This window comes from Bradyrhizobium sp. CCH5-F6, from assembly GCF_001556045.1.
Classification (GTDB): Bacteria; Pseudomonadota; Alphaproteobacteria; order Rhizobiales; family Xanthobacteraceae; genus Bradyrhizobium.
The window spans coordinates 22,301-35,074 of record NZ_LSIC01000061.1 but is presented as its reverse complement, the minus strand read 5'-3'; the positions used below and the strand labels follow the sequence as shown (position 1 = coordinate 35,074).

The 12,774-nt window shown below is 64.4% G+C and carries 15 protein-coding genes; 10 read left to right on the top strand and 5 right to left on the bottom strand.

Going from position 1 to position 12,774, the window contains the following annotated elements; translation table 11 throughout:
* Nucleotides 1-14 precede the first annotated feature (14 nt).
* The 3 genes from cnbZ to AX729_RS11345 all read left to right on the top strand — a co-directional run bounded on the left by cnbZ (nucleotide 15) and on the right by AX729_RS11345 (nucleotide 3,032).
* Entirely contained in the window at nucleotides 15-770 is a 756-nt protein-coding gene (gene cnbZ, locus AX729_RS11355; RefSeq protein WP_061022990.1) for a 2-amino-5-chloromuconate deaminase CnbZ, read from the top strand.
* A 115-nt stretch (nucleotides 771-885) separates the two neighbouring features.
* Complete coding sequence (locus AX729_RS11350) at nucleotides 886-1,983, top strand: SecDF P1 head subdomain-containing protein (protein ID WP_061022988.1); 1,098 nt, start codon at nucleotides 886-888, stop codon at nucleotides 1,981-1,983.
* 242 nt (nucleotides 1,984-2,225) lie between these two features.
* The gene (locus tag AX729_RS11345) at nucleotides 2,226-3,032 is read left to right on the top strand and encodes a Crp/Fnr family transcriptional regulator (protein WP_061022986.1); all 807 of its coding nucleotides are present in this window, start codon (nucleotides 2,226-2,228) and stop codon (nucleotides 3,030-3,032) included.
* A 14-nt stretch (nucleotides 3,033-3,046) separates the two neighbouring features.
* Here the strand turns inward: AX729_RS11345 and AX729_RS11340 are convergent, their stop codons facing one another.
* Nucleotides 3,047-3,688 carry a glutathione S-transferase family protein gene (locus AX729_RS11340; protein ID WP_061022984.1) on the bottom strand — a complete coding sequence of 214 codons (642 nt, stop codon included), beginning with the start codon at nucleotides 3,686-3,688 and terminating at the stop codon, nucleotides 3,047-3,049.
* Between the two features lie 203 nt (nucleotides 3,689-3,891).
* Between AX729_RS11340 and murI the strand changes: the two genes are divergently transcribed.
* From murI to AX729_RS11305, 7 genes are all read left to right on the top strand, one after another.
* Nucleotides 3,892-4,689: a glutamate racemase gene (gene murI, locus AX729_RS11335; RefSeq protein WP_061022981.1), complete on the top strand. Its 798-nt coding sequence runs from the start codon at nucleotides 3,892-3,894 to the stop codon at nucleotides 4,687-4,689.
* 63 nt (nucleotides 4,690-4,752) lie between these two features.
* Entirely contained in the window at nucleotides 4,753-5,526 is a 774-nt protein-coding gene (locus AX729_RS11330) for an HpcH/HpaI aldolase family protein (RefSeq protein WP_061022977.1), read from the top strand.
* A gap of 343 nt (nucleotides 5,527-5,869) precedes the next feature.
* Nucleotides 5,870-6,637 carry a hypothetical protein gene (locus AX729_RS11325; protein ID WP_061022975.1) on the top strand — a complete coding sequence of 256 codons (768 nt, stop codon included), beginning with the start codon at nucleotides 5,870-5,872 and terminating at the stop codon, nucleotides 6,635-6,637.
* Between the two features lie 283 nt (nucleotides 6,638-6,920).
* Entirely contained in the window at nucleotides 6,921-7,538 is a 618-nt protein-coding gene (rpsD, locus tag AX729_RS11320; protein ID WP_061022973.1) for a 30S ribosomal protein S4, read from the top strand.
* 69 nt (nucleotides 7,539-7,607) lie between these two features.
* On the top strand, nucleotides 7,608-7,823 hold the full coding sequence (locus AX729_RS11315; RefSeq protein ID WP_061023121.1) for a hypothetical protein: 216 nt from the start codon (nucleotides 7,608-7,610) through the stop codon (nucleotides 7,821-7,823).
* Nucleotides 7,816-8,112, top strand: a complete 297-nt coding sequence (locus AX729_RS11310) for a type II toxin-antitoxin system RelE/ParE family toxin (protein ID WP_061023123.1) — start codon at nucleotides 7,816-7,818, stop codon at nucleotides 8,110-8,112. The genes AX729_RS11315 and AX729_RS11310 overlap by 8 nt, the downstream gene beginning before the upstream one ends.
* 12 nt (nucleotides 8,113-8,124) lie before the next feature.
* Nucleotides 8,125-9,192, top strand: coding sequence for a threonine aldolase family protein (locus AX729_RS11305; protein WP_061022971.1), 1,068 nt, complete (start codon nucleotides 8,125-8,127; stop codon nucleotides 9,190-9,192).
* Nucleotides 9,193-9,294: 102 nt separating this feature from the next.
* On the opposite strand, the gene AX729_RS11300 is transcribed toward AX729_RS11305, so the two are convergent.
* From AX729_RS11300 to grxD, 4 genes are read right to left on the bottom strand one after another with little or no spacing between them, the layout of a single operon-like run.
* Nucleotides 9,295-10,575, bottom strand: coding sequence for a serine hydrolase domain-containing protein (locus AX729_RS11300; protein ID WP_061022969.1), 1,281 nt, complete (start codon nucleotides 10,573-10,575; stop codon nucleotides 9,295-9,297).
* Nucleotides 10,556-11,842, bottom strand: coding sequence for a serine hydrolase domain-containing protein (locus AX729_RS11295; RefSeq protein ID WP_061022967.1), 1,287 nt, complete (start codon nucleotides 11,840-11,842; stop codon nucleotides 10,556-10,558). The genes AX729_RS11300 and AX729_RS11295 overlap by 20 nt, the downstream gene beginning before the upstream one ends.
* Nucleotides 11,843-11,888: 46 nt before the next feature.
* Nucleotides 11,889-12,440 (bottom strand): O-acetyl-ADP-ribose deacetylase, encoded by a 552-nt coding sequence (locus AX729_RS11290; protein ID WP_061022963.1) that lies wholly within the window; start codon nucleotides 12,438-12,440, stop codon nucleotides 11,889-11,891.
* A 3-nt stretch (nucleotides 12,441-12,443) separates the two neighbouring features.
* The gene (grxD, locus tag AX729_RS11285; RefSeq protein WP_014494143.1) at nucleotides 12,444-12,770 is read right to left on the bottom strand and encodes a Grx4 family monothiol glutaredoxin; all 327 of its coding nucleotides are present in this window, start codon (nucleotides 12,768-12,770) and stop codon (nucleotides 12,444-12,446) included.
* Between the last annotated feature and the right edge of the window lie 4 nt (nucleotides 12,771-12,774).

The following is a 12,774-nucleotide window of genomic DNA, read 5'->3' as shown; positions in this document are numbered from 1 at the left end:
GTCAAAGAGGCACCATGATCAGCACTGTCGAAGCCCCCAACAGCGGCTATCGGTTCATGCCGGGCGTCAGCCAGTATTCCTGCGGCGTCGCCGCCCTGCCCGGTTTCTCGATCGAGCGGGTGCGCTTCGCCGATCCCGTCCCCCTCAAGGCAGGCTTTGAGCGGATCGCCGAAATCCTGAAGCAGGCCGGCCGCCCGCTGACCGCGTTCGGTGCCTGCGAATTGCGCTCACCCGCGCCGTTCACCGAAGACGGGTTCAAGGCCTTCAACGAGATCTACATCGAGACCCTGATCGAATGGGGCGTCATGAAGGACGGCGTCAACCCCGTGGCACGCAGCAATGTCTGTCCCGAGATCGACCCACCCGCGGAGCCGAGCTTTCACGCGTTCTCCTTCACCGTACCGGCGAAGGACGCAGGCCCCTCCTTCATTGTCGCCGGCAGCGGCGAATCCGTCGAAGGCAAGGCGAACTACCGCGACCACACGGTGCGGCTGGGCGACACCAGCCCCGAGGGCATGCTGGAAAAGGCAAAGTACGTGCTCGGCGAGATGGAGCGCCGGATGAGCGCCTTTGGCGGCACCTGGCGCGACACCACCGGCGTCCAGATATATACCGTGCAAGATATCCACCCGTTCCTCGCCAGCGAACTGGGACGGCGCGGCGCAGTGCGTCACGGCGTGACCTGGCACTTCAACCGGCCCCCGGTCGTCGGCCTAGACTACGAGATGGACTGCCGCTGCGTCCACACCGAGCGGGTGATCCAGGGTTAAAGGAGGAGAGTCGGGCCAGCTGCGGGCCGATTGAACCTCCTCGTGCGATCGCAGGACCAAGGACTGGCGGGAGAGTTGCCGGCCTCCCCCTGCTGCGACGCGCGAGGACACCACCATGACCCTGCTCCTGCGGGACCGGATGACACGATTGATCGCCGCGCTGACCATGACAGCAGCGGTCATGGCTGCAGCGATCACCCTGCCCCGCTCCGCGCTCGCCGATGACGGCCAGTTCGACAAGATGCGCGCCAGGATCGCGGCTTTCGTCGCCGACAAGATGGAGAAGCTTGGCGGGTCCCGCATCGTCTACAAGGTCGACACTGATGGCTTGCGGGAGGCGGTCGTCACGGATCTGCGCGACGACGTCTACAAGACCCTGCGCGAGGGCCGGATCGCCTTCTCCGGGCTTGCGATCCGCGACGGCGGCGTCGACGTAAAGATCGCCGACGCGAAGGGCCGCGAACAGCTCACGCGCAAGCTTACGTCGGCGGCGGAGGGGCTGCCCGGCTACGCGCTCACCGTGACCGATGGCGGAGATGGTCTGATCAGGCTCGCGCCGACCGCTCCCGCATCCGCCGCGCGGCTCCGTGACCTCGTGGAAGATTCCATTGCGATGATCGAGCAGCGCCTCAAGGACGCCGGCATCACGCTCGCCAGCGTTCAGCCGGAGGGAGCGGACCGCATCCGCATCGTTCTGCCGGGCGTGATGGAGCCCGAACGCATCACGGCGATCTTCGCCAGGAAGGTGCGGGTCGGCTTCCGCCTGATCGACCTCTCGATGCCGGCCGAGCAGGCAAAGACCGGCACGCCCCCGACAGGCACGGAAGTCCTGCTCGGCTTCAAGGACAAGCTGCCATATCTGGTCGCCAAGGACAGCGCGCTCGACGGCGACGATATCAGCTATGCGGGACCGGGATTTACGCGCGACACGAAGGAACCGATCGCGTCGTTCCGCTTCAACGGCCGCGGTACGCGGCGTTTCGCCCACATCACCGCCGAGAACGTTGGTAAGCCTTTCGCCATCGTGCTCGAGGACAAGGTGATCTCTGCTCCCGTGATCCGCGAGCCGATCACCGGGGGCTCCGGCCAGATCGCCGGCAACTTCACCCTGGAGGAGGCCAACAGCGTCGCCATGCTGCTGCGCGCGGGTTCGCTGCCGGGACGCCTTGGCCTCGTCGAGCAGCAGGTCGTGCCCCCCGCCGCCAAGCCCTAAGGCAGAGGCCCCCCTCGCCTCGCCGGCACCCTGATGCATCCACCACTCCCGCACCGACCGAATCGCCGGTGCCATGGCCATGCGTCCACCAACGAGCGATTGGCCGAAACGCCCGATCAGGCTAAAATTTGCCTCTTGCGGCATGACGGCCAAAGGCTTCATTCAAGCGGTCGTCATCCGATTTCGGCTATACGTGGCGAGCATACCGACCAGGACTGAAGGCCTTACGCGGGGTTAGTACCATGCCGTCCGGCAGCGCAGACATTTCGTCGATCCTCGACCGCATTCTCAACGCGGCGGCGGACAATCTCAGGATCGCGAAGATTTTGGTCCAGATGGGCCTCGATCCCGACAACATCACCTATGAGGCGCTGTTCAACCGGCTGCTGGAGATCTTCGTCCAGAACATCACGCTGGCCAATCTGTTTGCCGCGGTCGGCGCCGGCTTCTTCGTCGCTACGCTCTTGATGCGGACGATGGTGCCGCTGCGTGTCGCCAACATGATCGGCTGCGGGTTCTTCGCCGTCTTCGGCGCGCTCTCCGCCAACGTTGCGACGTTCCTTCTCTATCTCCTGCTGCTTCCGATCAACGCCCTGCGCCTGCGGCAGATGCTCAAGCTGGTCAAGAAGGCACGCCATGCGGCCGAAGGCGACATGTCGATCGAGTGGCTCAAGCCGTTCATGACCGAGCGCAAATATCGCCGGGGCGACACGCTGTTCAAGCTGCGCGATCCCGCGAAGGAGATGTTCCTCACCGTCACCGGCAAGTTCCTTGTCAAGGAAATCAATGTCGAGATCCTGCCCGGATCGCTCATGGGCGAGCTCGGCTTCCTCACGCCGGACAACCGGCGCACGGGAACGGTCGAATGCATCGAAGACGGCCAGGTGCTGACGATCACCTATGACCGGTTGCTCGAGATCTATTTCCAGGATCCGCAGTTCGGCTACTATTTCCTGGTGCTGACCAGCCAGCGCCTGTTGCAGAACATCGATCGCTTGCAGAAGCAGCTGGCCGCCGAGCGTGCGGCCACCACCAACAAGATCGCGTGAGGGCCCGCCGCCGCTCAGCTCAAGAGCAGCGCCATGCCGGGATCGCCCTTCTCCATGGCCCGCCTGTAGGCCGGGCGGGCGCCGATGCGGCCGAGATATTTGACCACGTTCGGGCAGCGCGCGAGATCATAGGGCTGGAAGTAGCGCATCGTCGTGAGCGAGAACACCGTCATGATGTCGGCGGTTGTGAAGGCGTTGCCAGCCAGATAGTCCGCCTCGCAAAGCCTTGCTTCGAGAAGGTCGTAGGCCCGATCGAGGCGCCGCTTCATCGCGAGAAGGGTCGGGTTGTCCTTGGCGAGGTCGAGCCGGCTCAGGATCATCATCCGCCCCATGGCGGGCTGCAAGGTGCCGTTGGCAAAATGAAGCCAATACAGAAACTGCGTGAAGGCGGGATCATTGGGGCCGAGCACGAGCCGGCCGTCGCCATATTTCGCAACGATATAGTCGACGACGGCGCCGGATTCGGCCAGCACCAGATCGCCGTCGCTGATGACCGGCGCCGTCCCGGCCGGATGCAGCGCCTTGTACTCCGGCGGCGCCAGCATGTTCGCGGGATCGCGCGCATAGCGCTTCAGCTCGTAGGGAAGTCCCAGCTCCTCGCATAGCCAGACGATGCGCTCCGACTGAGACTTGCCGAGATGATGGACGGTGAGCATGAAGCCTCCTGCGAGCGCAAATTACAGCACTGTGGTACCGCATCATACTCCGCGATTGCGATGTCGATTCCATGGTATTCCCCGCAACCGCGCCCCCGGGGATAGGCCAGCAAAGTCGAGTCCTTGCATTAGGGGCCCAGGGCAGCCCGCCGCAAAATCGCCCCAAAAACTCAATGGTAACCATATCGCCCTAGGGTAACAGCGTGACCAATTCTGAGACCATCCTGGTGTTCGATTCCGGCCTTGGCGGGCTCACGGTGCTTCGTGAGGTCGTGGCCGCACGCCCGGATGCGCATTACGTCTACGTCGCCGACGACGCCTTCTTCCCCTATGGCCACCATGACGAGGCTGAGATCATCGCCCGCGTGGTGCCGCTGATGGGCGAGTTGATCGGCACGCATGATCCCGACCTCGTCGTCATCGCCTGCAACACGGCCTCAACCCTGGTTCTGTCTCACTTGCGCGCCGCCTATCCCCTGCCCTTCGTCGGCACGGTGCCGGCGATCAAGCCGGCCTGCGCGAAGTCGAGGACCCGCCGCGTCTCGGTGCTCGGCACCAAGGGCACGGTGAAGCGGGAATACACCAAGGCGCTGATCCGCGATTTCGCGCAAGGCTGCGAGGTGACGCTGGTCGGCTCGCCCGAGCTTGCGTCGCTGGCCGAAGCTGAGCTCAGCGGCACGCCGGTCAGCGACGAGGCCATCGCCGCCGAACTGGCGCCCTGTTTCGTCGGCGATCCCGCCGATACGACGTCGCGCACCGACACCGTGGTGCTCGCCTGCACGCATTATCCGCTGCTGCTCGATCGGCTCAGGCGGCTCGCACCCTGGCCGGTCGATTGGATCGATCCGGCCCCGGCGATCGCCCGCCGCGTCTCCGATCTGCTTGGCCCGCGGATCGGCGCGATCGCACAGTCGGGCGCCGAGATGATCTTCACCTCGAACCGCGCGCACGGCCTGTCGGCCACGCTGACGCCGTTCTTCGGCGGCCGCGCATTGGCCTGACCTTGCGCGGCAACGCGCCGCTGCTAGGCTCCGCCGTCGTCATCTTTCCCGCAGGCTATTTCCATGTCGGTCCCGTCAACACCGCTCAACCGTCTCCGCCAATTGTGGCGCGAGGGACGACCCGCCTTCGGCGCGATCGCGACCATCCCGAGCGTGCAGACGGTGCAGATCATGGCGCGCTCGCTCGACTGGATCATCGTCGATCTCGAGCATGGACCGATCGGCTTGACCGAAGCCCATGCGATGATCGCGGCAACGACCGGCACGCCTTGCACGCCGCTGGTGCGGATCGCGGCGAACGAGCCATGGCTTGCCAAGGCGCCGATGGACATCGGCGCCTTCGGCATCAACTTCCCCATGATCACCAATCGCGCGGAGGCTGAGAAAGCGGTGCGCAGCGTGCGCTATCCACCGCGCGGCGACCGTCTCTGGGGTCCGTTCCACGCGCCGTTCCGCTGGGGCCAGTCGATGCCGGACTACATGGCGGGCGCCGACGACGAGATGATCTGCATGATCACCATCGAGCATGTCGACGCGGTCAACCGCATCGACGAGATCATGGCCACGCCCGGCATCGACGTCGCCGTCATCGGCCCCGGCGATCTCGCGACATCCATCAACAAGCGCGGCCAGATGGACGACCCGGAATTGCTCGAGCTGATCGCGCGCGCCGAGGCCGGCATTCTCAGAAGCGGCGTGCCGATCGGCGGCGTGGCGCGCACCGCCGACCAGGCCAATGCCCTGATCGACCGCGGCTACCGCGCGATCGCGCTTGGCTTCGACTGGTCGCTGTTCCAGCGGGGCATCATGACGGCGTTCGAGGGGATCAAGCGCTGAATCACCGCGACAGGTGTGGTCGGCCTTGCCGGGAACCGCGACGCTGCCAAGGTCCGCGGTCAGTGAGGAGGGCCATGCTCGAGAAAACATTGTACTGGTGACGAGCTCGATTTCCTCGTCGACGGGCAGCCGGCCAACGTCTGAAGGCGGCGGACTCATGGCAACAAGTTATTGAAATTGCTTCTCATTTACGTCGTTGATAAAACCAGGCCGCTGGCCTCGCTTGCGCCTTGATGCGGCGAACCGACCGGCCCCAAGCGGGTTGGTTCGTGCTAGAGCCAACGAGCGGGCGGCCGCTCGCTGCACATATTTTAATCCTTTGATCCTCAGGAACCGGAGCCCAATGCGCGGGACACCCAAGACCATCTCGCTGCGACGCCGTCTGATCTGCGACCTCATGCACGCCTCGATGGGCATCCCCTTCGTGTCGTTATCCCGTTCTCTCCATATTCGCCCTGTGGTGGAGGCCCGCGCAGGAACAACGGCACCCGCCGGCTGGGCCGCAATATTCGTCAAGGCTTTCGCCCTGGTCGCCAGGGACGAGCCGATCCTGCGCACCGTCTACGTCAAATGGCCCTGGCCGGCCCTGTATGAGCTGCCGAAGAGCGTTGCGACGGTCGCCATCGCCCGGGTCGAGGAAGGCGAGGAATGCGTGCTGCCGCAGCGAATCGCCGCGCCTGAGGCCCTTTCGCTGGCTGCGGTCGACGCGGAGATCCGGCGCGGCAAGACGGCCCCGGTTGAGGACGTCCGCATGTTCCGCAAGATCATGCGGGCGACGCGCCTGCCGCTGCCGCTCCGGCGCCTGTGCTGGGCCATCGGTCTGAACTTCGGCCGTCAGCGCGGCAACTGGTTCGGCAGCTTCGCGGTGAGCTCGGTGGCCGCCTATGGCGGCGGCGAGCTCCACCCGATCACGCCGGGCCCCTTTATCCTCAGCTATGGGCTCGTCGAGCCCGATCAAACCATCCATGTCGTGATCCGCTGGGACCATCGGGTCACCGACGCCGCCCCGATCGCCCGCGTCCTGACCCGGCTGGAACAGGTGTTGAACACTGAGATCGCTGCCGAATTGCGGTCGGCCGGGACGAAGCCGATCCGGGCGGTGGGCACCTGACGGCGTAGCGGTCATCACGGAGCGGTGCGATAGCACCGATCTGGGATCTTGAGAGCCCGGGTTCGCCGCTCGCGCATCGCCCCGGAATGACGGCTAAAGAATTGACAGCGAGCCCCAAACTCCCCTAAAAGCCGCCTGCTCGCGGGCCGGTTTCGGCCCGCGAAGCGTTTCGCGACCCGTGGTCCTATCCCTTAAGCTTTGGGGATCGGACCTGTCGGTGCCGGGATCATCCCGTCACACAGGAGGGCGCGTTTCCTCAAACCATGCACCTGAAGAGGACGCGATGACTAAGCGCAGTGAGGCGAAGTACAAGATCGATCGCCGTATGGGCCAGAACATCTGGGGCCGCCCGAAGAGCCCCGTGAACCGCCGCGAATACGGCCCCGGCCAGCATGGCCAGCGCCGCAAGGGCAAGCTCTCCGACTTCGGCGTGCAGCTCCGTGCCAAGCAGAAGCTGAAGGGCTACTACGCCAACATCAGCGAGCGCCAGTTCCACGGCATCTACGTGGAAGCCAGTCGCCTCAAGGGTGACACCGGCGAAAACCTGATCGGCCTTTTGGAGCGTCGTCTCGACGCGGTCGTGTACCGCGCCAAGTTCGTCTCCACGATCTTCGCCGCGCGCCAGTTCATCAACCACGGCCACGTCAAGGTGAACGGCCGCAAGGTCAACATCTCGAGCTACCAGCTCAAGGTCGGCGACGTCGTCGAGGTGAAGGAAGCCTCCAAGCAGCTCGCCCACGTCCTCGAAGCCAGCCAGCTCCCGGAGCGCGACGTGCCCGACTATCTCGAAGTCGACCACGGCAAGATGACCGCGAAATACACGCGCATCCCCCACCTCTCCGACGTGCCCTTCCCGGTGCAGATGGAGCCGCATCTGGTCGTCGAATTCTATTCGCGCTGATAGTTTCGGCAGATCAACGTTCAAAGGCCCCGGTTTCCGGGGCCTTTTTGTTGTGGTAACGTGCTGTCGATGTCCCAGACGACCGACCAGTTCGCCAACATCACCCCATCGGCTACGCCTAGCGAGGCGGAGCTTGAGGCGTGGGCCAAGCTGCCCCGCGACGAACAGGTCCGCCGATATCAAGCGCTGTTTGCGCAGCCCGATTGCAACGAATTCACCTCGGACACGCCGGACGACATTCTGGCTGCCGCACGCCAACGCGTTGCTCAACGCCGCCATGGCTGAATACCGGTTATCGGAGCGTACCCGAACCGATTTGATCGACATCTACGACTTCACCGAAAGCCGGTTCGGCAAATATCAGGCCGAGGCTTACTATGCAGGTCTGATCCGCTCCTTCGGGCTTCTCGCCGATTTCCCTCTCATTGGCCAACAAGTGGATGAACTCGCGGCTGGCTATCGGCGTTTCCGCTTCCAATCACATCTGATTTTCTACACGGTGCAATCCGACCACGTCGAAATCCGCGCCATTCTCCACGGTGCGCAAGACATCAGGCCGCAACTGTTCGACTAGACGAGACCAGCCATGCTCTACACCCCTCCCCCGATCGATCCCAAGGCGCCGCCGGTGCGCATCAACCTGCTCTCGGACACGCAGACCAAGCCGACGGCCGGGATGCGCGAGGCCATGGCGCGGGCGGAGGTCGGCGACGAGCAGGTCGGCGACGACCCGACCGTGAATGCGCTGTGCGAGCGCGTGGCCGATCTGCTCGGCAAGGAAGCGGCGGTCTACATGCCCTCGGGCACGATGTGCAACGTGACCGCGACGCTGGTGCATTGCCGTCCCGGCGACGAGATCCTGGCTCATGAAACCGCGCACATCATCGCCCGCGAGGGCGGCGCGCATGCCGCAATCGGCGGCTTCCAGGTCACCCAGCTCAAGGGCGAGGGCGGCCAGTTCACGCCGGAGACTCTTCGCAAGGCGCTACATCCGCGCACGCGCTACCAGCCGCCGCAGACCGTCGTCAGCGTCGAGCAGACCGCCAATATCGGCGGCGGCACGATCTGGAAGAAGGCGGCGCTCGACGAAATCGTGGCGATCGCCAAGCAGCACGGCCTCGTGACCCACATGGACGGCGCGCGCCTGCTCAACGCCACGGTGGCGAGCGGCATCTCGCCCCGCGACATGACCGCGGGATGGGATTCGGCCTGGATCGATTTCTCCAAGGGCCTGGGCGCGCCGATCGGCGGCGTGCTTGCAGGCTCGCGCGCCTTCATCGACGCGGTGTGGCAATGGAAGCAGCGCCTCGGCGGCTCGATGCGGCAGGCCGGAATCTGCGCCGCGGCCTGCATCTACGCGCTCGACCATCACGTCGAGCGCCTCGCCGACGACCACGCCAATGCGCGTGCGCTCGCCCGCGGGATGTCGCAGATCTCAGGCATCGAGGTGCAGGAGCCCGAAACCAATCTCGTGTTCTTCAAGCCCGACGGCGCCGGCATTGCCGGCGACAAGATGGTCGCAGCACTGCGCCAGCGCGGCGTGACGCTTGCGATGATGGACGGCCGCATCCGCGCCTGCACCCATCTCGACGTCAATGCGAGTCAGATCGAGGAGACGATCGGCCACATCAGAGAGATCGTGCGCGGAGCGTAGACGTAGTCCCGTAGCCCGGGTGAGCGCAGCGACACCCGGGAATCCGCGCGCAGAAGTCCCGGATATCGCTGCGCTCATCCGGGCTACGCAGACCGCGAGAATTTACCGCCCCATGGCCTGATAGATCAGCGTCTTCAGCGCGAGTTGAATCCGGCCGCGCTGAGAGGGCGTCTGCACCATGAAGATTCCGAACAGATCGTCTTCGGGATCGATGAAGAAGAACGTGCCGCCGACGCCGTCCCAGCGATATTCGCCTGTAGGCCAGGACGTCCCCGGCGGCACCGAGGTGCGCACCGCAAAGCCGAGGCCGAAGCCCGAGTTTCCGCCCGGATAGTACATCTGGTCGCGTGCGATCTTTGTCTCGGGTCCGACGTGGTCCGAAGCCATCAGCGCAACGGTCTCGGGCTTGAGATAGCGACGGCCCTGATAAGTGCCGCCATTCAGCAGCATCTGGGCGAAACGGGCATAGTCGCCGATGGTACCGACCATGCCGGCGCCGCCCGATTCCCATTTCACGGGCCGCCTGATGTCGCGGACCTCAGTCGTCGGGCTGATGTTGCGGTCCTCGGGCATCGGCTCGGCGATACGGGCAAACCCGGCCGGATCGGCAACGTAGAACGCCGTCTCGGTCATGCCGAGTGGATCGAGCAGCCGCTCCTTCTCGAACTGGAGCAGCGTCTTGCCCGAGATCACCTCGACGACGCGGCCGAGCACATCGGTGGCAAAACCGTAGGTCCACGCCGTACCAGGCTGCTCGGCGAGCGGCAGCGTGGCGATCTTCGCGACGAACTCGGCATTGGAAAGATCGCTGTTGAAGAGGTCCGCCGCAGCGTGGAGCTCGCGCACCAGTCCACCGCCATGAAAGCCGTAAGGCAGCCCCGCGGTGTGGCGCAAGAGGTCCTTGATGGTGATCGGGCGTTCCTGCGGCTCCAGCGTCAGCGAAACCTTGCCATCCGCTGTTTTCCTCTCGATGCCCACCTTCATGCCGGCAAACGCCGGAATGTATTTGGACACCGGATCGTCGAGCGAAAGCTTGCCGTCCTCGACCAGCATCATCGCCATGACGGAGGTGATCGGCTTCGACATCGAATAGAGGCGGAAGATCGTGTCCGCGCTCATCGAAAGCTGGGTCGCGACATCGCGGACGCCGAAATTCTCGTAGTAGACCGGCTCGCCGTGCTGTTGAATCAGCAGGATGGCGCCGGGAATCCTCCCGGTCGCAATCTCGTTGCGAATGTAGTCGGAGACCTTGGCGAGGCCCTCAGGCGAGAACCTGTGCTCAGCACGCTCGGAGCCCGCATGCGCGCCGACCACGCCAACCAGAAGAACGAGCGCCGCGATGAACGCACGGGGCCCGCTCCAGTCACTTCTCCATGGCTTCATAGACCAACTGCTTCAATGTCCGCTGCACGCGCTGGCGCTCGCTCGGGGTCTGCTCCAGGAGGACGAAGAACATGTCCTGCTTGGGGTCGATCACGAAGTAGCAGCCGGAGGCGCCGTCCCACTTCAACTCACCGAGATTGCCGGGCGGCGGCGGCTTGGCATTGCCGGGATCGGTGCGGACCGCAAGGCCGAGGCCGAAGCCGAAACCGTCGCCGGGGAAGTAGAAGAAGTCTCGATCGACGCCGGAGTTGGGCCCGACCTGATCGGTCACCATCAGCTTGAACGTCTCGGGCTTGAGAATGGTCTTGCCGTCCAGGCTGCCGCCATTGAGCAGCATCTGCGCGAAGCGCTGATAATCCGCCATGGTCGTCACCATGCCGCCGCTGGCGTACTGGATCTTCTTGACCACCGTCGGATCATTGATCCGGCCGACCCGGAAATCGGAGTCGTTCGGCACCGGCTGCGCCAGCAGCTTCTGCTTCTCGGGGTCGGCCACGAAGAAGCCGGTATCGACCATGCCGAGCGGATCGAGCAGCTTCTCGCGCATGATCTCGATCAGCGGCTTGCCGGCGGCGACCTCCATCACGCGCGCCAGCACGTCGGTGGAGTGACCGTATTGCCAGAGCGCGCCCGGCTGGTTGTGCAACGGCAGCTTGGCGATGCGTTCGGCGAACTCGGCAAGATCGAAATCGCCGGCATAGATGTTGGCTTCGCGATAGGCCTTGCGCACCAGGCTGTCGCCGTAGAATCCATAGGTGATGCCCGAGGTATGGCGCATCAGGTCGAGCACCGTCATCGGCCGGTTGGGCGGCACCAGCTCGAGCGACTTGCTGCCGTCATCGGCCTTCTTCTCGACACCGACCTTCACGTTGGCGAAGGACGGAATGTATTTCGAGACGGGATCGTCGAGCTTGATCTTGCCGTCCTCGATCAATTGCATCGCGACCACCGAGGTGATCGCCTTGGTCATCGAGAACAGGCGGAAGATCGTCTTGTCGGTGATGGGGGCCTTGCTCACCACGTCCTGCACGCCGAAGACTTCGTGATAGACCGGCTTGCCATGCTGCTGAATCAGCACGTTTGCACCGGCGATCTTGCCGGTCGCGACCTCGTTCTTGAAGAACTCGCTCACCTTGGCGAGCTTGTCCCGATTGAAATGCGCGCCGGCCGGAATCTCGTATGTGCCCTCCGCCCGCGCGGACGACATCGCGGCAAGCGACACCAGCGCGCCGCAGGCGAGCACACGCAACCCATACTGTGAAATCATATCCCCTCCCCGGAACACGTTCGGACGGAGTGTACCGGCCGCGCCATCAGGCACAAGGGCTGCCATGCCGCGCCAAAACGTCGGTGTGGAGAGCGGCGCTGCTCTCCGAAAAACAACAGAATATGACACGGGTAACCAGCGGCGGCGCCGTCAGGGCTTCAATGGTCGCGAGAACCGCAATCTTCGCGGCCTGGTCGGACGGGAAGCGATACACGCCGGTCGAGATCGCGGAGAAGGCCAGCGAGGTCAACTGATTGGCTTGGCAGAGCTCGAGCGCACGGCGATAGCAGGAGCGCAGCGCCTGCGCCTCGCCACGGCTGCCGCCGTACCAGACGGGGCCGACCGCGTGGATCACATGGCGTGCGGGCAGACGATAACCCTTGGTGATCCTGGCATCCCCGGTCGGGCATCCTCCGAGCGTTTGACACTCGGCAAGAAGCTCGGGACCGGCAGCGTCGTGGATTGCACCGTCCACGCCGCCTCCGCCGAGGAGCGACGCATTGGCGGCGTTGACGATGGCGTCAACGCCGAGCGTGGTGATGTCGGCAACGATGACCTCAAGCTCGGCGCCGCCGATCCGGCGCCTCAGCCGGGTCACGGATCAGGCCGCGACGGCGACGCCCTTTTCGGAGAAGAGCTGCTGCAATTCGCCGGCCTGGAACATCTCGCGGACAATGTCGCATCCGCCGACGAACTCGCCCTTCACATAGAGCTGCGGGATGGTCGGCCAGTTCGAGTATTCCTTGATGCCGTTGCGCAGCTCGGCGGATTCGAGAACGTTGAGGCCCTTATAGCCCACGCCGATGTGGTCGAGGATCTGGACGACCTGGCCGGAGAAACCGCACTGCGGAAATTGCGGCGTGCCCTTCATGAACAGAACCACGTCGTTCGACTTCACTTCGTTGGCGATGAATTCCTCGATGCTCATATCC